The 20,896-nt window shown below is 69.0% G+C and carries 17 protein-coding genes; 8 read left to right on the top strand and 9 right to left on the bottom strand.

The genetic code is table 11. From position 1 onward, the window contains the following. The first annotated feature begins 65 nt into the window (after window positions 1–65). Complete coding sequence (locus ACTJLD_RS18205) at window positions 66–467, top strand: nuclear transport factor 2 family protein (protein ID WP_440659396.1); 402 nt, start codon at window positions 66–68, stop codon at window positions 465–467. Between the two features lie 96 nt (window positions 468–563). Here the strand turns inward: ACTJLD_RS18205 and ACTJLD_RS18200 are convergent, their stop codons facing one another. The 3 genes from ACTJLD_RS18200 to ACTJLD_RS18190 all read right to left on the bottom strand — a co-directional run bounded on the left by ACTJLD_RS18200 (window position 564) and on the right by ACTJLD_RS18190 (window position 3,755). Next, window positions 564–1,511 carry a LysR family transcriptional regulator gene (locus tag ACTJLD_RS18200; RefSeq protein WP_021157131.1) on the bottom strand — a complete coding sequence of 316 codons (948 nt, stop codon included), beginning with the start codon at window positions 1,509–1,511 and terminating at the stop codon, window positions 564–566. Between the two features lie 68 nt (window positions 1,512–1,579). After that, window positions 1,580–2,218, bottom strand: coding sequence for a DsbA family protein (locus ACTJLD_RS18195; RefSeq protein WP_060193526.1), 639 nt, complete (start codon window positions 2,216–2,218; stop codon window positions 1,580–1,582). 94 nt (window positions 2,219–2,312) lie between these two features. Beyond that, window positions 2,313–3,755: a TAXI family TRAP transporter solute-binding subunit gene (locus ACTJLD_RS18190; protein WP_027788236.1), complete on the bottom strand. Its 1,443-nt coding sequence runs from the start codon at window positions 3,753–3,755 to the stop codon at window positions 2,313–2,315. A gap of 423 nt (window positions 3,756–4,178) precedes the next feature. Here ACTJLD_RS18190 and ACTJLD_RS18185 point away from each other — a divergent pair, with 423 nt between their 5' ends. The 3 genes from ACTJLD_RS18185 to ACTJLD_RS18175 all read left to right on the top strand — a co-directional run bounded on the left by ACTJLD_RS18185 (window position 4,179) and on the right by ACTJLD_RS18175 (window position 9,221). Next, complete coding sequence (locus ACTJLD_RS18185) at window positions 4,179–4,544, top strand: BON domain-containing protein (RefSeq protein WP_021157129.1); 366 nt, start codon at window positions 4,179–4,181, stop codon at window positions 4,542–4,544. A gap of 136 nt (window positions 4,545–4,680) precedes the next feature. After that, entirely contained in the window at window positions 4,681–6,771 is a 2,091-nt protein-coding gene (locus ACTJLD_RS18180) for a D-(-)-3-hydroxybutyrate oligomer hydrolase (protein ID WP_124533993.1), read from the top strand. Window positions 6,772–7,385: 614 nt separating this feature from the next. Beyond that, window positions 7,386–9,221, top strand: a complete 1,836-nt coding sequence (locus ACTJLD_RS18175) for a S10 family peptidase (protein ID WP_027788234.1) — start codon at window positions 7,386–7,388, stop codon at window positions 9,219–9,221. A 156-nt stretch (window positions 9,222–9,377) separates the two neighbouring features. Here the strand turns inward: ACTJLD_RS18175 and ACTJLD_RS18170 are convergent, their stop codons facing one another. The 5 genes from ACTJLD_RS18170 to ACTJLD_RS18150 all read right to left on the bottom strand — a co-directional run bounded on the left by ACTJLD_RS18170 (window position 9,378) and on the right by ACTJLD_RS18150 (window position 14,757). Further along, window positions 9,378–10,166, bottom strand: a complete 789-nt coding sequence (locus tag ACTJLD_RS18170) for a sulfite exporter TauE/SafE family protein (protein WP_027788233.1) — start codon at window positions 10,164–10,166, stop codon at window positions 9,378–9,380. A gap of 299 nt (window positions 10,167–10,465) precedes the next feature. After that, window positions 10,466–11,905, bottom strand: coding sequence for a DHA2 family efflux MFS transporter permease subunit (locus ACTJLD_RS18165; RefSeq protein ID WP_175862063.1), 1,440 nt, complete (start codon window positions 11,903–11,905; stop codon window positions 10,466–10,468). Window positions 11,906–12,041: 136 nt separating this feature from the next. After that, window positions 12,042–12,773: a DsbA family oxidoreductase gene (locus ACTJLD_RS18160; protein WP_440659395.1), complete on the bottom strand. Its 732-nt coding sequence runs from the start codon at window positions 12,771–12,773 to the stop codon at window positions 12,042–12,044. A gap of 230 nt (window positions 12,774–13,003) precedes the next feature. Next, window positions 13,004–13,798, bottom strand: coding sequence for a helix-turn-helix transcriptional regulator (locus ACTJLD_RS18155; RefSeq protein WP_081066281.1), 795 nt, complete (start codon window positions 13,796–13,798; stop codon window positions 13,004–13,006). Further along, entirely contained in the window at window positions 13,795–14,757 is a 963-nt protein-coding gene (locus ACTJLD_RS18150; RefSeq protein ID WP_060174631.1) for an ornithine cyclodeaminase family protein, read from the bottom strand. The genes ACTJLD_RS18155 and ACTJLD_RS18150 overlap by 4 nt, the downstream gene beginning before the upstream one ends. A gap of 378 nt (window positions 14,758–15,135) precedes the next feature. Between ACTJLD_RS18150 and ACTJLD_RS18145 the strand changes: the two genes are divergently transcribed. From ACTJLD_RS18145 to ACTJLD_RS18135, 3 genes are all read left to right on the top strand, one after another. Continuing rightward, the gene (locus ACTJLD_RS18145; RefSeq protein WP_059698940.1) at window positions 15,136–15,915 is read left to right on the top strand and encodes an ABC transporter substrate-binding protein; all 780 of its coding nucleotides are present in this window, start codon (window positions 15,136–15,138) and stop codon (window positions 15,913–15,915) included. A gap of 67 nt (window positions 15,916–15,982) precedes the next feature. Then, window positions 15,983–17,227, top strand: coding sequence for an NAD(P)/FAD-dependent oxidoreductase (locus ACTJLD_RS18140; RefSeq protein ID WP_060207084.1), 1,245 nt, complete (start codon window positions 15,983–15,985; stop codon window positions 17,225–17,227). Window positions 17,228–17,727: 500 nt separating this feature from the next. After that, the gene (locus tag ACTJLD_RS18135; RefSeq protein WP_440659394.1) at window positions 17,728–20,346 is read left to right on the top strand and encodes a beta strand repeat-containing protein; all 2,619 of its coding nucleotides are present in this window, start codon (window positions 17,728–17,730) and stop codon (window positions 20,344–20,346) included. A gap of 75 nt (window positions 20,347–20,421) precedes the next feature. On the opposite strand, the gene ACTJLD_RS18130 is transcribed toward ACTJLD_RS18135, so the two are convergent. Further along, window positions 20,422–20,634 carry a hypothetical protein gene (locus tag ACTJLD_RS18130; RefSeq protein WP_440659393.1) on the bottom strand — a complete coding sequence of 71 codons (213 nt, stop codon included), beginning with the start codon at window positions 20,632–20,634 and terminating at the stop codon, window positions 20,422–20,424. On the opposite strand from ACTJLD_RS18130, the gene ACTJLD_RS18125 reads away from it, so the two are divergent. After that, a partial coding sequence (locus tag ACTJLD_RS18125) for a COG4315 family predicted lipoprotein (RefSeq protein WP_440659392.1) occupies window positions 20,633–20,896 on the top strand: 264 nt, incomplete at its 3' end. The genes ACTJLD_RS18130 and ACTJLD_RS18125 overlap by 2 nt on opposite strands.

The following is a 20,896-nucleotide window of genomic DNA, read 5'->3' as shown; positions in this document are numbered from 1 at the left end:
GCGCGTTTTTGCATACACTGCACGACGACGCGCGGCACCGGGCCGCGCCTTACCGTGCACGCACCATGTCCGATCACCAGGTTTATCTCGACACGCTCAATGCGAGCCTCGTCGCCATCGAGCGCTGGCTGTCCGGCGTCGATACCGCGCCCGGGGCGCTCGACGCGCTGCTCGCTTCGTTCTCCGCCGATTTCACGATGATCCTGACCGACGGCCGCGAGGTCGACCACGACGGCACGCGCGCGCTGTTCGCGAAGCTCGCCGGCGCGAAGCCGGGGCTGCGCATCACGCTGTCGGACACCCGCGTGCTCGCCGCCGACGCGTCGCATGCGACGCTTACCTATCTCGAAGCGCAGCACGCGGCCTCGGGCGAGCTGCCCGCGCGCCGCGCGACCGCCGTGTTCGAACGCGACGCGGCGGGCGTCGTGCGCTGGGCCCATCTGCAGGAAACCTTCTGCACGGCCTGAACGGCTGAACGGCTGAACGGCTGAACGGCTGAACGGCTGAACGGCTGAACGGCTGAACGGCTGAACGGCTGAACGGCCGCGCCGGCTCAGCTCAGCTCAGCGCTTGCGGCCGCGCGCGACCGTCAGCTCGTCGGACACGCTCTGCATCAGCGCGCACAGCCACGCGATGTCGGTCGGCCGGTCGGGTTGCGGATGCGTGAGCAGGTAGCTCTTGATGCGCGGAAACGGCACCGGCGGCGTGACGACGACGAGCGGCAGCAACTGCGCATAATGCGTCGCGAAGCGGCGCGTCGTCGTGAAGATCAGGTCCGATTGCAGCAGCACCTGCGGCACGATCCCGAAGTACGGAAGCGTCGTCACGATGCGCCGCGTGAGGTGCGCGCGGGCAAGGCCGATCTCGATCGCGTTGCGCTTGTCGCCGGTGTACGGCGTCGGCGCGACGTGCGCGGCCGACGCGTACGCTTCGCGCGTGAGCGGCCCGCGCGCGAGCGGGTGCGCATCGCGCATCAGGCACACGATCGTGTCGGAGAACAGGTCCTGGCGTGCGAACTGCGGGTCGGGCTTCGGCCAGTTGCCGATCACGAGATCGAGCGCGCCGGATTCGAGCGCGCCCGCGTGATCGAGCGCGGGATTCAGCGAATCGATTTCCAGGTGCGCATGCGGCGCCGCGTCGCGAAAGCGCTCGATCAGCGTCGGCATGAAGAAATCGTTCAGGTAATCGGGCGCGGCGACGCGGAACGTGCGCCGTGCGGACGACGGATCGAAGTCGCCGTGCGGCGTCGCGATGAAATCGACCTCGCGCAGCGCGCGCTGCGCGGCCTCGAGCAGCGACGCGCCGTATTCGGTCGGCACCATGCCGGATTTGCCGCGCACGAGGATCGGGTCGTTCAGCGTCTCGCGCAGCTTGCGCAGCGCGGTGCTGATCGCGGGCTGGGTCTGGTTCAGCCGCAGCGCGGCCTGCGTGACGCTGCGCTCGAGCAGCAGCGTGCGCAGCACACGCACGAGCCAGATATCGAGCGAGGCGGTACGGTCGTCGTCTTCCATCGGTGGGGGTGATTCGGGTGACGCGTAACGTTACCGTAATCGCGCGTTGCCGTGCGTGATACCGGCCATCACGCGCGGCCCTTCGGCAGCGCGCTGATCCGCTTGACCTCGCGCGATTCGAGCCAGTTCGGCGTGCGCGCGCAGTACAGCACCATCGGCAGCGCATCCTCGCCCCAGAACAGCTGCTGGTTCATCCAGAACGTCGGCACGCCGAACACCCCGAGCGCGATCGCGTCGGCGTTGTTGCGTGCCAGTTGCGCGGCGGTCTCCTCGAATTCGATCAGCTCGTCGCCGTGGCTGACGCCGACCCGCTCGCACAATGCCGCGAACCCTTCCGGCGTCGACGGATCGTTGCCGTCGCGCCAGATGAAGCGGAACATCTCCAGCACGGTCGCGATGTCGGCGCGCAGCGCGATCGCGAGGCGCAGCACCTTGTCGGACTCGAACGGGTGCGCGGGCGGCATCTTGAAGCGGATACCGAGCTGCTCGGCGCGGAACAGCGCGTGACGGTACGTGAACACGCGCTTGGCGGGCACGTCGGCGCTGGGGCGCTGCCCCCAGTGCCGCTGCAGGTCGGGCAGCGACACGGCGACGGGTTCGAACGGCACGTCCGGCCACTTGTCGTGCTGTTCGAGGAGCAGGTAGGAGAACGGCGACACGAAGTCGAAGAACCAGGCGGGCTGGGCGATATCGAGGCCGGTTGTCATGTCGATCTCCAGTGGATGGGGCGTGCGGCGTCTGGCGGCGGCCTCCATGTTACGCGGCGGTGCACGCATGCGGCAATGATCGCGGATCGTCCGGTCAAGCGGAACCGGGAGTCGCCCGAGGGGGCGTGCCGGCCGGCGGCGCGGCGTCGGCACGTGCCTGCGGCGGGCCGCCGGCGCCCGGCGGGCCGGCCGGCGTGTCGTGGTCGTGCGCGGTGAGCCGTTCGCGCACGAAGCCGATGTGCTCCCGCAGCACGTAGAACTGGCCCGCATAGGAGAGCGGCATCTTCATCCGGTTCACGGCTTCCTCGATGTCGTCGAGTTCGTCGAGCAGCTGCACGCGCTCCTCGGCCGTGTGCTCGCCGAGCGCGCGGCGCTCGAGCGCGATCAGCGCGCCGTACCAGCGGTAGATGCGCGAGCGCACGCGCCAGCCGTACAGCGACGGCACGAGCCGCAGCCCGGGGATCAGCACGACGATCAGCGGCACGACCACGACGAGCAGCCGGTCGACGAGGCTCGCGACCCAGAACGGCAGCCGCCGGTACAGGAAGGTCTTGCCGGATTTGTAATAGCGCGCGGCGTCGTCGGACAGCGGGAAGCCGCGCGTGACGGACGACGGGAATTCGCCCGCGTGCTGCAGGATCGTCGCGTGGCCGTGCACCTCGCGCGCGGCCTCGATCAGCAGGTCGGACAGCGCGGGGTGCAGCGAGTCGCGTGCGACCAGCTCGATGGTCGGCGCGACCGTGTGGATGTCGGCGGGCGGCAGGTTGCGGCCGAGATCGTAGACGCCCATCGGCAGCGTGATCGCGGTCAGGTACGGGAAGCGCCGCGCGTACGCCTCGGCCTGCGTGAACGAATACACGTGCACGCCCGGTGCGCGGAACAGCTTCGCCATCACCGGGATCTGCGTCGAGTCGCCGGACAGGAATGCCGCGTCGATCTTGCCGTCGAGCAGCGCGGTGGCCGCATCCTCGCCGGCGGTCGGCAGCAGCTCGGTCGACCCGCCCGGCACGATGCCGTTCATCTTCAGCAGCGCGAGGCTCAGTTCGCGCGCGCCGCTGCCTTCCGCGCCGAGCGCGAGCCGCTTGCCCTTGAAATCGGACAGGCGCGCGACGACCGGGCCGCGGTACATGATCGCGAGCGGCACGTAGCCGATGCTGCCGAGCGACACGAGGTGTTCGTCGCGCTCCTTCGGGCCGATGCCGCTCTGCACGAAGCCGACGTCGACCGGCGCGTTCGGGTTCGACAGCCGCGCGAGGTTCTGGGCGGACCCTTCGGATGACTGGACGTCGAGCGTGACGCCGTTCTTCGCGAGGATCGTCTTGTATTTCTGCGCGGCGTTCCAGTACGTGCTGCCGGGCGGCCCGGACGAGATCACGAGCGTGGACGGCGGGGCCGGCTGGATCAGCTTGACCGCGAGCCAGACGGCCGTGGCGGCGAGCAGCACGGTGGGGCCGATCGACAGCGCGAGGTCGCGCCACGACACCGCGACGAAGCGGGCGAGGATGCGGCGAGGCGGGCGGGGGCGGGCTGGCTTCATGGGGGGCGGCGGATGACGCTGGCGTGACGTATCGGTGACGGTCGGCGCGGACGATGCGGATTCTCGCGGCGATGGTACCCGGTTTCGCGGTGCGTGCGCGAGTGCGGCGCGGCGGCGCGACGACAGCGGCGGGGGCCGCCGCGTCAAAAGCTTTGCGCTTCCGCGGGCGCTGGATTACATTGTGCGACGCAGCCGCGCCCGATTCGCGCGCGACCCGGCACGCAATGAGACCGGGCGCGTCCGGCCGGCGGCTGTCCGGCCCGGCCGGCCCGCTCTCGCGTGCGCCGTCCGCCAGCCCGTCTTGCCTCTCTCGTATCGCCGTGGAAAACACCGGCTGTCCCGCCCGTTCGCGCGCGGGCCGGCTGTTTTTGGGGGTATCCGGCCGTACTGTGCACGGCCGTTCCGGAGTGATAAGGAGATAGCATGAAGTCGATCGTGTTGAGAGCGTTGGGTGTCGCCGCCGTGGCGGCCTGTCTGTCGGGCAGCGTGTATGCGCAGTCGAGCGATGCGGCGGCAACGGAAGCGCCCGCGGCAGCGACCAGCGCGCCGAAGGCCGCCGCGAAAACCGCGAAGAAGGCGAACCGCAAGCTCGGCTATACGGTGCGCAAGGCGATTTCGAAGGAATCGGGCGTCAACGTGTCGAACCTCGTCGTGCGTTCGAAGGGCGGCGCGATCACGCTGGAAGGCACGATGCCGGCCCAGGACCAGATCGACAAGGCCGAAGCCGCAGCCAAGGGCGTGGCGGGCGTGACGTCGGTCACGAACAAGCTGACGGTTCAGCAGCAGTGATGCCGGGCGGCGGCGCGCGAGCGCCGCGTGCGCCCGTTTCCAGGCGGGCCCCGGCATGCCGGGGCCCGTTTGCGCTTGAGAGGCCGCAAGCCGCATGAAGCGGTGGCGGACCGATAACGATATCGAGAGGGCGGCGATGACGAGGCTCGGGTGGGGCAGGCGGATGGTTTTCGGCGCGGCGCTGGCCGCGATCGCGCTACTCGGCGCCTGCAACGGCGACGAATCGGCCGAGCGCAACCGGTTGCCCGGTTTCGTGTCCGGCAGCGTGCGCACGACAGCCTATGACGGCGCGAGCGACGACCTGCTGACGGCCGGCCTCGGCAAGACGGGCCTCGGCTCGGCCACCGCGCCGGGCTTCGCGAACGCCGCCCGGCCGACGGGCGCCGAACTGCGCCGCCTCGCGATCTGGTCGAATTACCGCGCGCTCGTCGACATGAGCGCGAACGGCGGCTACGGCCGCTTCTGGGGGCCGAACGTCGATCTCGACGGCAACGCCACGCTCGGCGAAGGCAAGATCCCCGGCACCGAATATCTCGCGTACTCCGACGACGGCAGCGGCAGCAAGAACGTGACGCTGCTCGTGCAGGTGCCCGCCAGCTTCAATCCCGCGCAGCCGTGCATCGTCACCGCGACGTCGTCGGGCTCGCGCGGCGTGTACGGCGCGATTTCCGCGGCCGGCGAATGGGCGCTCAAGCGCGGCTGCGCGGTTGCCTACAACGACAAGGGCGGCGGCAACGGCGCGCACGAACTCATGTCGGACACCGTCACGCTGATCGACGGCACGCTCGCCAACGCGGTGCTGGCCGGCACCGCGAGCCTGTTCACCGCGAACGTGACGAGCGGCGATCTCGCCACCTTCAATTCCCGCTTCCCGAACCGCTATGCGTTCAAGCACGCGCATTCGCAGCAGAATCCCGAGCAGGACTGGGGGCGCGTGACGCTGCAGTCGGTCGAGTTCGCGTACTGGGCGCTCAACGAGCAGTTCGGCCCGCTGATCGACAGCTCGCATCACGGCGTGCGCTATCGCGCGGGCGACATCACGACGATCGCCGCGTCGGTCAGCAACGGCGGCGGCGCGTCGCTCGCGGCGGCCGAGCAGGACAATCGCGGCTGGATCACCGCGGTCGTGGTCGGCGAGCCGCAAATCAACGTGCGGATGGCGCCGAACGCGGTCGTGCGCTCGGGCGGCCAGCCGGTGCCGTCGTTCGGCCGGCCGCTGGCCGACTACGCGACCCTCGCGAACCTGCTTCAGCCGTGCGCGGCCGCGTCGGCGTCGCTTGCCGGTGCGCCGTACCTGAGCGCGCTGCCGGCGGCGACCACGCAGTCGATCCGCACGCAGCGCTGCGCGACGCTCGCCGCGGCCGGGCTCGTGTCGGGGGCCGATACGCAAAGCCAGGCCGCCGACGCGCTCGCGCAGCTCCACGCGGCCGGCTACCTTGCCGATTCCGACCTGCTGCAAGCGCCGATGTGGGATTCGCAGGCGATTCCGGCGATCGCCGTCACGTATGCGAACGCGTACACGCGCTCGCGCGTCACCGACAACCTGTGCAATTTCAGCTTCGCGACGACGAACCCGGCGACGGGCGCCGTCGCCGCGCCGGCCACATCGCCGATGCCGGCCGTATTCGGCGTCGGCAACGGCGTGCCGCCGACGGCCGGCATCGACCTCGTGTTCAACACGGGCGCGGGTATCGACCACCGGCTCGCGACACCCGATGCGAGCTTCGCGGGCGCGCTGTGCCTGCGCCGGCTCTGGACCAACGGGATGCTCGGGATGCCCGCGAACGTCGATGCGGTGCGCGTGAACGCGAACCTGCAGGGCAAGCCGGCGATCATCGTCCAGGGCCGCAGCGATGCGCTGGTGCCCGTGAACCACGCATCGCGCGCGTACGTCGCGCAGAACGGCATCAGCGAAGGCGGACGCAGCCGGCTCGTGTTCTACGAGGTGACGAACGGCCAGCACTTCGACGCGTTCCTGCCGGTTCCGGGCTTCGACACACGCTTCGTGCCGGTTCACTACTACAACGTGCAGGCGCTGAACCTGATGTGGCGGCACCTGAAGAACGGTGCGCCGCTGCCGCCGTCGCAGGTGATCCGCACGGTGCCGCGCGGCGGCACGCCGGGCGCCGCGCCCGCGCTGACGAGCGCAAACCTGCCGCCGATCTCGGCCGCGCCGGGGGCGAACGCGATCACGACCGGCGCCGGCACGATCGACGTGCCGCTCTGACGGCGCCCGTCGCGCCGCCTGCACGAAGCCGGACAGCCGTCCGGCTTTTTCCTTTGTGCGAATGGAATCGGTCCCGGATTGGCTTTTGTCCGAATGGCGAGCGCTGTAACAAATTCTTACTTTACGGCGGTAAATCAGAACCCTAATATGCGCCGGTATTTTCACTTAATTTAATAAATTACAGATACGAAGATAATCCTTTCCGTTTAGTTAATCGATCCTTTCGATTTTGTTAAATCGGCTCGAGTCGCGGTTGATCGCCATTCCGCGATTAATCGGTATCTCGCCGAGGGGGATCGTTCGTCTGTTCCAAGCGAGGCGCCCTTGTCAGGCGGCCTTGCGGGGTGTGTTTTTTGCCGTCGATTTTGTGTGCATGCAAATTCGTGCAATGAATTCGTATTGCTGCGGATTATTGAATTGCCGTTTGCAATGGAATTGATTCCATTGTGCGGTTGCAAAAAAACATGGGTGGGGTAAATCGTGCCGATCGGTATTCACCGATCCGGTAAAAAACTCGGAGTGCGTCGCATAACGAATGCATTCCTGGTGCGGAGCGCCGGCGCAAATGATCCTTTGCGACCGGCGGTATTTATCGTTCTGTTCGAGAGGCAATAATGACGACACGGAAGTCCTTGAAAGACGGTTTCGCGCTATTCGGAACGACACTGAGCGTGCCGCTCGCCGCAGCCGCGGCCGCGGCGCTGCTCGTCACGGGGTGCGGCGGCGACGACGGGCCGAGCCCGGCTGCTTCGGCCGCCGCCGCGGCTGCGACGTCGGCCGGCGCCAGCACGTCGGCCAACACCAACGCAACGGCCGCGGCGGCCGACCAGCCGTACGTCGACAACGACGTGTACGGCACCGGGCCGAACGACGCGGTCACGGATTCCACGGAAGGGGCGGCCGTCGTCCACCGTTCGGTCACGATCGGCGGCAAGACCATCAAGTACACGGCCACCACGGGCCACCTGACGACGATCGACCCGGTCACCTCGGCGCCGAACGCGAAGATGTTCTACGTCGCGTACACGCAGGACAATCCGGACCCGTCGAAGCCGCGCCCGGTCACGTTCTTCTACAACGGCGGCCCCGGCTCGTCGTCGGTCTACCTGCTGCTCGGCTCGTACGGGCCGAAGCGCTTGCAGTCGTCGTTCCCGAACTTCACGCCGCCCGCGCCGTACAAGCTGCTCGACAACCCGGACAGCCTGCTCGACCGTACCGACCTCGTGTTCATCAACCCGGTCGGCACCGGTTATTCGACGGCGATCGCCCCGGCGAAGAACAAGGACTTCTGGGGCACCGACCAGGACGCCCGCTCGATCGACCGCTTCATCCAGCGCTACCTGACCAAGTATTCGCGCTGGAATTCGCCGAAATTCCTGTACGGCGAGTCGTACGGCACCGCGCGCAGCGCGGTGGTGTCGTGGGTGCTGCACGAGGACGGCATCGACCTGAACGGGATCACGCTGCAGTCGTCGATCCTCGACTACGCGAATGCGTTGTCCGCGCCGGGCACGTTCCCGACGCTCGCGGCCGATGCGTTCTACTGGAAGAAGACGACGCTCAACCCGACGCCGACCGATCTCGACGCGTACATGGTCCAGGCCCGCAACTACGCGGACAACACGCTCGCGCCGCTCGCGCAGAAGCCGAACCCGCAGGACGGCGGCTTCGTGAACGTGCGGCTGAACCTGAACCTGCAGACCGCGCAGCAGATGGGCGCGTACATCGGCACGGACCCGACGTCGCTGATCCAGACGTTCGGCAACCCGGCCGCGCTCGGCAACGTGCCGTCGTCGGACGACAACCCGCCGTACACGTTCTTCCTGACGCTCGTGCCGGGCACGCAGATCGGCCAGTACGACGGTCGCGCGAACTTCACGGGCAAGGGCATCGCGCCGTACATCCTGCCGAACTCGGGCAGCAACGATCCGTCGATCACGAACGTCGGCGGCGCGTACACGGTGCTGTGGAACAGCTACATCAACACCGACCTCAAGTACACGTCGACGTCGTCGTTCGTGGACCTGAACGACCAGGTCTTCAATAACTGGGACTTCAGCCATACCGACCCGACCGGCGCGAACAAGGGCGGCGGCAACACGCTGTACACGGCCGGCGACCTGGCGTCGACGATGAGCGTGAACCCGGACCTGAAGGTGCTGTCGGCGAACGGCTATTTCGACGCCGTCACGCCGTTCCACCAGACGGAGCTGACGCTCGCGCAGATGCCGCTCGACCCGACGCTCAAGGCGCAGAACCTGACGATCAAGAACTACCCGTCGGGCCACATGATCTACCTGAACGACGCGTCGCGGACCGCGCTGAAGGGCGATCTCGCCAACTTCTACGACGGGATCCTCGCGAACCGCACCGCCCTGCAGCGGGTGCTGAAGCTGCAGGCGCGCACGCAGCAGCTCAAGCAGCAGAAACTGCAGCAGCAGGGGCAGTAAGCGCGGCGGGCGGCTCGAGCCGCCCCGGACAGGCGACAGCCCGATCGGCGCAGGCCGGTCGGGCTGTTTTTTTATCGGCAGCGGAGGGCGCCGCGCGTCGGATGCGCTGGCCGGGAAAAGGCGCAACCGCGGGCGAAGGGCGGGATCGGCGCCCGCCTACGCGAGCACGAGCCTTACGCCGACTGCGACGAGCGTCGCGGCGAGCAGGTTGCGCAGCAGCCGCTCGGGTGCGCGCGCCGACAGCAGGCTGCCGAGCACGATGCCCGGCAACGAGCCGAGCAGCAGCGACAGCAGCATCGACCAGTCGACCGAGCCGAGCAGCCAGTGGCCCATGCCGGCGACCAGCGTGAGCGGCACCGCGTGCGCGATGTCGGACCCGACGATGCGGGTCGTCGCGAGCATCGGATACAGCAGCAGGAGCACGGTGACGCCGATCGCGCCGGCACCGACCGACGTCATCGACACGAGCACGCCGAGCACGGCGCCCGTCAGCACGGTCGACCACAGCGTGCGCGCGGGGTTCGGCGCGAGCGGGTTGCGCGCGGCGAACGCGGTGAGCTGCGGCCGGAAGATCAGTGCGAGCGACGTGAGCAGCAGCGCGACGCCGAGCACGAGCTGGATCATCCGCGCGGTGCCCGGCGTGTTCATCCCGTGCGTGTGCAGCCACCACAGCGTGATGGCCGCGGCCGGCACGCTGCCTGTCGCGAGCCGGCCCGTGATGCGCCAGTCGATCGAACCCTTCAGGCCGTGGACGAGCGTGCCGGTAGCCTTGGTCGCGGCCGCATAGAGCAGGTCGGTGCCGACCGCCGTCGCAGGGTGGACGCCGAACAGCAGCACGAGGATCGGCGTCATCAACGAACCACCGCCGACGCCGGTCAGGCCGACGAGGATGCCGACGAACAGGCCGGACAACGAGTACAGCAGATCGATATGGGGAAGCGACATCGGAAGGAGGCGGTTATGCGGCGTTCGGCGGCAGCGGCGCGTGGGTCAAAGTCCGCCATTGTCGCAAATGTGGCGGGTCGGTGTACGACTGCGTTAAAAATCGGCCGGGAAGGCGCGGGCGGCAGGCGGCGGTGAAACGGGCGTTTGAACGGGGCAGGCACAACGTGATGGCCGGCTCCGGCCAGCCACGACAGGACGGGCGGTGCGCGGCATCCGGAAGAAGAAAAAGGGCGCGACGGTGCGCGCCCCAGGTTCGATGCAAACGGCCGGATTCGTCCGCCGCCTGCGGCTCGTCGGCGTCAGTGCATCGCGGGGCCGGCGCCTTCGACGGCGTCCTGCCGCCGGATGCGCAGCGCGAGCCCGATCAGCGCGGCGGCGGCAGCGAATGCCGCGCCGAACGCGAAAGCCGCATGGTAGCCGCCGTTCAGTGCGTCGAGCGGCGCGGCATTCGCGGCCGCGAGCACGTCGGTGCGGGCGGCCGCGAGGCTCGCGAGCACGGCGAGGCCGAGCGCGCCGCCCATCATGAACGCGGTGTTGACGATCCCCGACGCGAGCCCGGAATCGGCCGGATCGACGTCGCTCATCGCGGCGAGCAGCATCGGGTTGAACGCGACGCCCGCGCCGATGCCGAGCAGCGTCATGCCGGGCAGCACGTGCCAGACGAAGCCGCCGTCCACCGGCGCGCGCGAAAACAGGGCGAGGCCGCAGGCCGCGATCAGCAGGCCGGCCGCGATCGGGCCGCGGATCCCGAAGCGCATCACGATGCGCGCGGACAGCCCGAGCGAGAACGCGGCCATGATCAGGTTCGCCGGCAGGAACGCGAGACCGACCTGCAGCGGCCCGTAGCCGAGCACACGCTGCATGTACAGCGCGGACAGGAAGAACCACGCGAACATCGCGGCCGCCCACAGCACGCCGATCACGTTCGCGAGCGCGACGTTGCGCGCGGCGAACAGCGTGAGCGGCATCAGCGGATGCGCGGCGCGCGCCTCGATCGCGATGAACAGGGCGAGCAGCGCGACGGCCGCGCCGATCAGCACGACGGTCTGCGTCGACAGCCAGCCGGCTTCGTTGCCGCCGACGATCCCGTAGACCGCCAGCATCAGCGACGCGGTCACGGTGACCGCGCCCGCGACGTCGAGCCGTGCGGTGCCGGCCGGCGCGCGCAGGCGCGGCAGCAGCGCGACGCACATCGCATAGACGGCGATACCGATCGGCAGGTTGACGAGGAAGATCCAGTGCCACGACAGCGAACTCGTCAGCAGCCCGCCGAGCAGCACGCCGATGCTGCCGCCGCCCGCGCAGACGAAGCCGTACACGCCCATCGCGCGGGCGCGTTCGCCGGGCTCGGTGAAGAGATTCATGATCAGCGACAGCGACACGGCCGACACCACCGCGCCGCCGAGCCCCTGCACCGCGCGCGCGGCGATCAGCATCGTCTGCGATTGGGCGAGGCCGCATGCGAGCGACGCGAGCGTGAAGACGACGAGGCCGGCGAGGAACATGCGCCGCTGGCCATACAGGTCGCCGAGCCGGCCGCCGAGCAGCAGGCAGCCGCCGAACGTCAGCAGGTACGCGTTGACGACCCACACGAGGGCTGTTTCGGTGAAATGGAGGTCGGTGCTGATCGACGGCAGCGCAACGTTCACGATCGTGCTGTCGAGCACGATCATCAGCACGCCGAGGCAGAGGACGATCAGCGCGTACCAGCGCTTCTCGCCGTGGATCCCGTGGGTCATGGGCTTGCAGCCTTCTGATAGTTATTTGAAAGGATGCATTGTAGGCCCCCTCGGCGCGGGCTTCCTGCCGGTTTGTGGCAGGAGCGATGCGTAGTCGCGCGTCCGGGCGGGACGCGCGTGACGGATGCGACGGGCGTTACGCGCGCGCCGGCAGTTCGCAGCCGTCGGGGCCGCATGCGGCCGCGTCGCTGCCGTCGAGTTCGACGATGCCGTCGCGCCATGCCTGGTCGAGCGCCTGCGCGAACGCGTCGGCCGGCTGCGCGCCCGACACCGCGTAACGGCCGCCGAACACGAACAGCGGCACGCCGCGCCCGCCGATCTGCGCGGCGCGGGCGATGTCGGCTTCGACTTCGTCGCGGTACAGGTCGCTGCGCAGCACGTCTTCGACGGCCGCGCGCTCGAGCCCCGCTTCGACCGCGAATTCGGTCAGCTCGGCGTGATCGAACAGCGAACCGTGCTCGCAGAAATACGCGCGGTACAGCCGCTCGGTCAGCGCGTGCGCGCGGCCCGTCGCTTCCGCGAGCTTCACGAGCCGGTGGCCGTCGAGCGTGTCGCCGACGAGCGTGCCGGGCAGGTCGTAATGCAGCCCGACGCTCGCGGCCGCCTCGGTCACCTGGTGCAGCATCTGGTCGACCTGCGCGGGCGACATCCGGTACTTGCCGGCGAGCATCGCCTCGACCGGCTCGACCGGCTGGCCCGGCATCAGCCGGTATGCGCGCAGCGCGACGTCGACGCGCTCGGCGTGCGCGAACGCGGCGAGCGCCTCGTCGAAGCGGCGCTTGCCGATCCAGCACCACGGGCAGATCAGGTCGGACCAGATTTCGACGGTCAGGGTCGGGCGGGCAATCGGGGCGGGAGCGGTCGTCATGGGCGATTCCGGGCAGCAAAAAAATGTAACCGGGACTATATCACTTTGTGCTTCGACGCTTCGTCCAGGCCGGGCGGGCGCGTGAAACGGGCGCCCGCCGCATCACGAAGCATAGACACGGAAGCGGCGCACCGATAGCGACGGCCGATACGGGCCGCCGCCGCGCGTTCCGACGAACAGGCGTTTCGTCGTCCCGGCGAACGGGCGAACCCGCCCGCCCCGCGTTTCCCTTACGCGTCGCCCTGCGTTTCCTTCAGGTGCTTGAGGTGTTTGTAGACCGTCGCGCGGCCCATCCCGAGCACATTCGCGACGTAGTTCGCCGCGCTCTTGCCGCGGAACGCGCCCTCCGCGTACAGCGCTTCGACGAGCTCGCGCCGGTGCTCGCGCGTGAGCCCGTTCAGCCCGACCTGCCGTTCGCGCAGCCAGCCGTGCAGGAACGTGTTGATGCGCTCCTGCCAGTCGTCGCGGAACAGCTCGTCCGGCTGCGCGACCACGCCCGCACCCTTGATGAACAGGTCGAGCGTCGCGCGCACCTCGTCGAACACCGCGATGTTGAAGTTGATGCACATCATCCCGGCCGGGTGGCCTTCGTCGTCGAACAGCACGTTGCTCACGCAGCGCATCCGCCGGCCGTCCCAGTTCAGCTTCTCGTACGGGCCGATCACGCGCTCGCGCGCGGAATGATCGATTTCCTCCAGCGCGGAATCGTCGCCGACCTCGCGCTTCGACAGGTTGTTCGCGAGATACAGCACGGTCTGGTCGTGCAGGTCGTGGATCACGACTTCCGCGTACGGGAAGAACAGCGCGGCGATACCGTCGGCGATCGGCGCATAGCGGGTGAGCAGCAGGTCTTTGACGGGGGATTTCTTCTTGCGCATCGGTGTCGCCATCTCGGGTGGGCGGGGGCCGGGCAGCCCATCGGGCCGGCGAGGCGGCGTGCCGGTGGCCGGCATGCCCGTGCGCCCGCGCGCGGCCGCCGCGGCGGTTGCGCCATTGTATCGGCCCCGCGCTCGCGTGCCGCTCATGCGCGCGTCAGGTGCGCGTACAGCGCGTGCGCGATCGCGATGTCCTCGAGCCCGAGGCCGATCGAGCGGAAGAATGCGTGACGCGCGTACGACGGTGCGGGGCAGGTGCCAGCGACGAGCGCGGGCAGGTCGCCGGCGATCCGTGCGGCTTCCCAGCCGTGCTCGGCCGTCGCGATCTGCATTTCGCCGGCGCTCGCGGGCGTCGTGTGCCGGTAGTCGCAGTACACGTCCATGCCGGGCAGCCAGGCGGGCGGGATCTCGTGCGCGCGCGCGACGTTCGTGCTGATCGACGTGACGAGCGCGGGGCGCGTGAGCATCCCGTCGCCGAGCACGGGCGTGCCCGACGACGTGCACAGCATCACGACGTCCGCGTCGCGCACGCAGGCTTCGACGCTCGCCGCGGCGCGTGCGCGCGGGTCGAGCTGTGCAAGCGCCGCCTGCTGCGCCGCGTCGCCGGCGAGCGCGGGCGAGTACACGCGGATCGTCTCCCAGTCGCGCAATCCCGCGGTGTGCCGCAGGTGCGCGAGGCCGACCGCGCCCGCGCCGACGATCGCGAGATGGCGCGCGTTGCCCGGCGCGAGACAATCGACCGCGAGCGCGGTCGTGCCGGCCGTGCGCTCGACCGTCAGCAGGCCCGCGTCGCACCACATCAGCGGCTGGCCCGTGCGCATCGACATCAGCGCGGTCCACGCGGTGACGATGGGCTTGCCGCCCGTCACGACATACGGCGACAGCTTCGCGCCGAACACCTGCGCGTCGGCGAGCGCGCCCAGATACGTGATGAAGTCGCCGGCCTGCTCGGGAAACAGCGTGAGCGTTTGCGGCGGCTGCACCGCGCGCGCCGCGGCGAGCGACGCGAACATGCTGCGCAGCGTGCCGAGCACGTCGAGCGACGGCAGGGCCGCGCGCACCGCGGCTTCGTCGACGGTCAGCGGCAGGGTCGGGGCGGTTTGCGTCATGAGGACATCTCCGGTCGGGGCCGGACTGGACTGTCTCGATCGACGTGTCCGGCAGTGTTCGTGATGGACGAAAAGTCTAATATAGACAAACGGAATCGGGAGAATTTTTCTTTTCGAGACTGTGTGTCATCGCGAGATTCGGGAAAAACATCGATAAATCAAGGGTGTTTTCGATGTCGGGCGAATTTCAGATGCCGCGTATCGGGGCACGATTCTCGTATCCCCTATAGTCTATAGTAGACTTTGAGTCTATATTTCGCGTGCAGGACACGACCCGCCGCCGCGCGGCGACCGCCTGCTTCGAATGCCGATCCAGCGCCCGGCCGCGGCCGTCGTGTACCGATCTTCATCGCCTCAATCCAGAACGGAAGGACCGTCATGAACTGGAAGCTCTCCCTTTGCGCCGCTGCGGCGCTCGCCTGTGCGGCCGTCACGGCCCACGCGGAACAGACCACGTTGCGCTTCGGGATCGAAGCCGCCTATCCGCCGTTCGAGAGCAAGACGCCGGCCGGTCAGCTGCAGGGTTTCGACGTCGACATCGGCAACGCGGTGTGCGCGAAGCTGAACATGAAATGCGTGTGGGTCGAGAATTCGTTCGACGGCCTGATTCCGGCGCTGCAGGCGCGCAAGTTCGATGCGATCAATTCGGCGATGAACATCACCGCGAAGCGCAAGCAGAGCATCGACTTCACGCCGGCGATCTACGTGGTGCCGATCGTGATGGTCGCGAAGCATGGCTCGCCGCTGCGGCCCGACGTCGCGAGCCTGCGCGGCAAGCACGTCGGCGTGCTGCAGGGCTCGTCGCAGGAGGATTTCCTGAAGGCGCACTGGGCCAACGCGGGCGTGGCCGTCGTGTCGTACCAGGATCAGGACCAGATCTACGCCGATCTCGTCGCGGGTCGTCTCGACGCGGCCGTGCAGGAAGCGCAGACCGCGCAGGAGGGTTTCCTCGACAAGCCGGCCGGCCGCGACTACCAGATCGTCGGCGAGCCGCTGAAGGATCCGGCGACGCTCGGCGAAGGCACGGGCTTCGGGATGCGCAAGAACGACAAGGCGCTGCAGGCGAAGATCGTCGGCGCGCTCGACGCGCTGAAGAAGGACGGCACGCTCGGCGCGCTGTCGCAGAAGTACTTCAAGCGCGACATCGTCGCGAAGTAATGACCGCCGCGCGCCGGCCGCCGGGCCGGTGTGTGCCGCATCGAATTTCGACGCAGTACGGGGAACCATGGATTTCGACGTCATCGTTCTGGGGGCCGGCATCGTCGGCGTGTCGTCGGCGCTGCATCTGCAGGATCGCGGGTTGCGCGTCGCGCTCGTCGACCGGCGCGCGCCCGGCGAGGAAACGAGCCACGGCAATGCGGGGCTGATCGAACGCTCGTCGGTCGTGCCGTACGCGTTTCCGCGCCGGCTCGGCACTTTGCTGCGCTATGCGCGCAACCGCTCGGTCGATCTCTACTGGGACTACCGCGCGCTGCCCGCGTATGCGGGCTGGCTCGCGCGCTTCTGGCGCGAATCGTCGCCGCAGCGGCTCGCGGCCGCCGCGCGCGACCTGCTGCCGCTCGTCGCGGCGAGCGTCGTCGAGCACGACGCGCTGCTCGCGCGTACCGATGCGCAGCCGCTCGTGCACGACGGCGGGTGGATCGAGGCGTTCCGTTCGCCCGCGCTGTTCGATGCGGAAACGCGCGTGCAGCAGCGCGTGGCCGACGCGCACGGGCTGCGGATGACGGTGCTCGACGCACGTGCGTTGCGCGCGACGGAGCCCGGCGTCAGCGACGCGTTCTGCGGCGCATTCCACTGGCAGGACCCGAAGACCGTGTCGAGCCCGGGCGGGCTGACCAAGGCCTACGCCCGGTTGTTCGAGCGCGACGGCGGCACGTTCGTGCTCGGCGATGCCAAGACGCTCGCGCAGGTGGAGGACGGCTGGCAGGTCGGTACCGAACACGGGCCGATCTCGGCGCGCTCGGCGGTGGTCGCGCTCGGGCCGTGGTCCGATCACGTGTTCGCGCCGCTCGGCTACCGGATTCCGCTGCGCGCGAAGCGCGGTTACCACATGCACTACCGGCCGACGCGCGCGCCGTTGAACGTGCCGGTGTGCGATACCGAGGAAGGTTTCGTCGTCGCGCCGATGGAAGGCGGCCGCCTGCGGCTCACGACCGGCGTCGAGATCGCGCTGCGCGGCGCACCGCCGACCGGCGTGCAGCTCGCGCGTGCGGAGCCGCTGGCGCGCGACGCGTTCGGCATCGGCGAGCGGCTCGATCCCGAGCCGTGGCTCGGGATGCGGCCGTGCACGCCCGACATGCGCCCGGTGATCGGGCCCGCGCCGCGCCATCGCCACCTGTGGTTCGCGTTCGGCCATTGTCACCACGGGCTCACGCTCGGCCCCGCAACCGGGCGCCTGCTCGCCGAAATGATGACGGGCGCGCCGACCTATATCGATCCCCATCCGTACCGGCCCGCACGCTTCGGCTGATCCGGCGGCGCGCGCAGCCTCGCGCGCGCGCCGGTTGCGACGCGGCCTTTACAATGTTTCATTCTGCTATCCGAATTACCGGAAATCGCGCAATCGGAAATGATCTGCGTAATCGGCAAGAAAGATGATCGCCAAATAAAGAAAATCAGCAAATCGGCGATTTATCAATGCATTTTCATTTTGCTGAAATGTGTAATCGGCAGCCGCTTGTGACGGTCTGATGCACCACCTTGGCGGCGCGCTCCGGTGTTACGCGGAATGTACCGGAACACGTTACCACGGGGCTCGCAAACGTTACGTTACATCCGTGCTCCGACGCCGTTTTTCATCAGATGATTGCGATGCCGGGGTCATGCTTTTCGTCTGAATTCGATTAAAAAAGCGTTATTGCTCGCTAATAGACAGACGAATCAATCCGGTTTTTCGAATTGGCACACTTCGTGCAATCCGTCCCCATGCTTTATCAACGTTGTGCCAACCGAGATGGGGAAAAAACAAAGATGGGACAAAATCTGAAATTGACGGGTGCAGCGCTGTCGGTCGCGACGGTGTTCGGGGTGCTGGCTTCAGGTTCCGCGGTAGCGGGGCCCCTTGATGGGCTGCCGATCCCGCAAGTGATCGTCAACCCGCCGACGAACAGCGTCTCGGTCGGGCTGGTCGCGACGGGGACGTCGCCGCTGGGTTCGGTCACCGTGGCGGCGGGCGGGGCGGGCGCGATCCAGACGTCCCTTGGCGACCCCGGCCAGGCACTGTCGGGCGCCGTGGGGGCGGTGACGGGTGCACTCGGCGGTGGCGGCGGCACGGTGCAGCCGCTCGCGCCGGTTCAGGGTGTGGTGAACCAGGTGACGGGTGCGCTGAGCGGCGGCAACCCGGCCGGCGCGTTGACCGGTGCGCTGAATACGGCGACGGGGGCGTTGGGCAATGCGGTTGGCACGGCGACGGGGGCACTGGGCAACGTCGGCGGTGGCGCGAATCCGCTGGCGCAGGTTCAAGGTGTCGTCAATCAAGTGACGGGTGCACTCGGCGGTGGCAACCCGGCCGGTGCGTTGACGGGTGCACTCGGCACGGTGACCGGTGCGCTCGGCAACGTCGGCGGCGGGTCGAATCCGCTGGCGCCGGTTCAAGGCGTCGTCAATCAAGTAACGGGTGCGCTCGGCGGTGGCAACCCGGCTGGTGCGTTGACGGGGGCACTCGGTACGGTGACGGGTGCGCTGGGCAATGTCGGCGGAGGGGCGAATCCGCTGGCGCCGGTTCAAGGCGTCGTCAATCAAGTAACGGGTGCACTCGGCGGTGGCAACCCGGCTGGTGCGCTGACCGGCGCACTCGGCACGGTCACGGGCGCACTGGGTGGTATCGGCGGCGGCTCGTACCCGCTGGGGGCGGTTCAAGGCGTCGTCAATCAAGTCACGACTGCGCTCAATAACGGCAACCCGGCCAGCGCATTGACGGGTGCGCTCGGTACCGTGGCGGGTGAGCTCGGTGCTGGCAATCCGGCCGGCACGGTAACCGGTGCAATCGGCAACGTGACGGGGGCGCTCGGCGCATTGGGCGGCATCGGCGGCGGTTCGAACCCGCTGGCCCCGGTGCAAGGTGTCGTGAATCAGGTCACGGGTGCGCTCGGCGGCGGCAACCCGGCTGGTGCGTTGACGGGTGCACTCGGCACAGTGACGGGCGCACTGGGCGGCATCGGCGGTGGCTCGAACCCGCTGGCCCCGATCCAGAACGTCGTCGACCAGGTCACCGGTACGCTCGGCAGCGGCAACCCGGCCGGCACGCTGAGCAACGCGGTCAACACGATCACGGGCACGCTCGGCAACGTCGGCGGCGCGGGCAGCCCGCTGGCGCCGGTGCAGGGTGTCGTCACGCAGCTCGCGGGCACGCTCGGCGATTCGAACCCGCTGGCCCCGGTGCAAGGCGTCGTGAACCAGGTCACGGGCGCGCTCGGCGGCGGCAACCCGGCTGGTGCGTTGACGGGTGCACTCGGCACAGTGACGGGCGCACTGGGCGGCATCGGCGGTGGCTCGAACCCGCTGGCCCCGATCCAGAACGTCGTCGACCAGGTCACCGGTACGCTCGGCAGCGGCAACCCGGCCGGCACGCTGAGCAACGCGGTCAACACGATCACGGGCACGCTCGGCAACGTCGGCGGCGCGGGCAGCCCGCTGGCGCCGGTGCAGGGTGTCGTCACGCAGCTCGCGGGCACGCTCGGCGATTCGAATCCGCTGGCGCCGGTGCAAGGCGTCGTGAATCAGGTCGTCGGCACGCTGTCCGGCGCCGGTGGCGGCAGCCCGATCGCGCCGATCACGAACCTCGTCAACGGCCTGCAGAACGCGCTGCCGACGGGCGGCAACGCGGCTGGTGCGCTGACCGGTGCACTCGGCTCGGTGACGGGCGCACTCGGCAACCTCGGTGGCTCGAATCCGCTGGCACCCGTGCAGGGTGTCGTGAACCAGGTCGTCGGCACGCTGGGCAACAGCAATGCGGTCGGCACGGCCACGAACGCACTGGGTAACGCGGTCGGCTCCGTCGTGGGCGCACTCGGCAACCTTGGCGGCACGAACCCGCTGGCGCCGGTGCAGGGCGTCGTGAACCAGGTGGTCGGTACGCTCGGCAACCTCGGCGGGTCGAACCCGCTGGCGCCGGTGCAAGGCGTCGTGAACCAGGTCGTCGGCACGTTGTCGGGCGCGGCGGGCAACAACCCGATCGCACCGATCACGAACCTCGTGAGCGGCCTGACGGGCGGCAGCAACCCGGCCGGCGCACTGACCGGTGCGCTCGGTTCGGTGACGGGCGCACTCGCGAACGGTCCGGTGGCCCTCGGGCAGGCGGCCGGCGCGCTGTCGGGCGCGGCCGGTTCGACGGCAGCGGCGGGCGGCAGCCTGCTTGGCTCGGGCGCGAACGCGGCCGGCGGCACGGCGGGGGCGGTTGGCTCGCTGCTGACGACGGGCGGCAACGCGACGGCGACGGTCGTCAACGCGGTCGGCACGACGGTGGGCACGGCGCTCGGCTCCGCGCCGGGCCTGTCGGTCACGCCGCATTCGGGCAACAGCGCGCCGGGCAACCCGCTCGCACCGGTGTCGTCGCTGCTCCAGTCGCTGACGGGCGCACTGCCGAGGTAATCGGCCGGACACGCACGGCGGCGCGAGATCGGCCGCCGTGCGCAACGGGTCGCGCAACGCGGCATGACAGGGATGTCATGCCGCGTTGTCCTTTTTGGGGCGCGCTTTCTTTCGTCGCATGAACGGCCGCGGCCGGCATTCGTCGGCCGGCGCGGAATAATCGGCCTCCTTCGCCCGTTTACATACCGAATCCCGGCAGCGCCGGCCGGCGGGATAATGGTCGCGACGAAGCCGATCGTCCCTGCCGGTGCCGCCGTGTCGCGATGCCGTGCCAAGGAGAAAGGACATGAAACGGATACTCGTTGCCGCCGCGCTGACGGCGGCTATCGTGCGGCCGGCCGCCGCGGAACCGCCCCGTGCCGGCGACGGCAAGCTGGTCGACGAAGATCGCATGACGCTGTACGTGTTCGATCGCGACGCGCCCGGCAAGAGCGCGTGCGACAGCGCGTGCGCGGCCAACTGGCCGCCCGCGCTCGCCGACGCGTACGACAAGGCCGTGGGTGCACTGAGTCTCGTCGCGCGCGACGACGGCCGCCAGCAACGGGCGTAT

This window comes from Burkholderia sp. 22088 (genome assembly GCF_052045915.1).
Taxonomy (GTDB): domain Bacteria; phylum Pseudomonadota; class Gammaproteobacteria; order Burkholderiales; family Burkholderiaceae; genus Burkholderia; species Burkholderia cepacia.
This window is presented reverse-complemented; position numbering and strand designations above follow the sequence as displayed.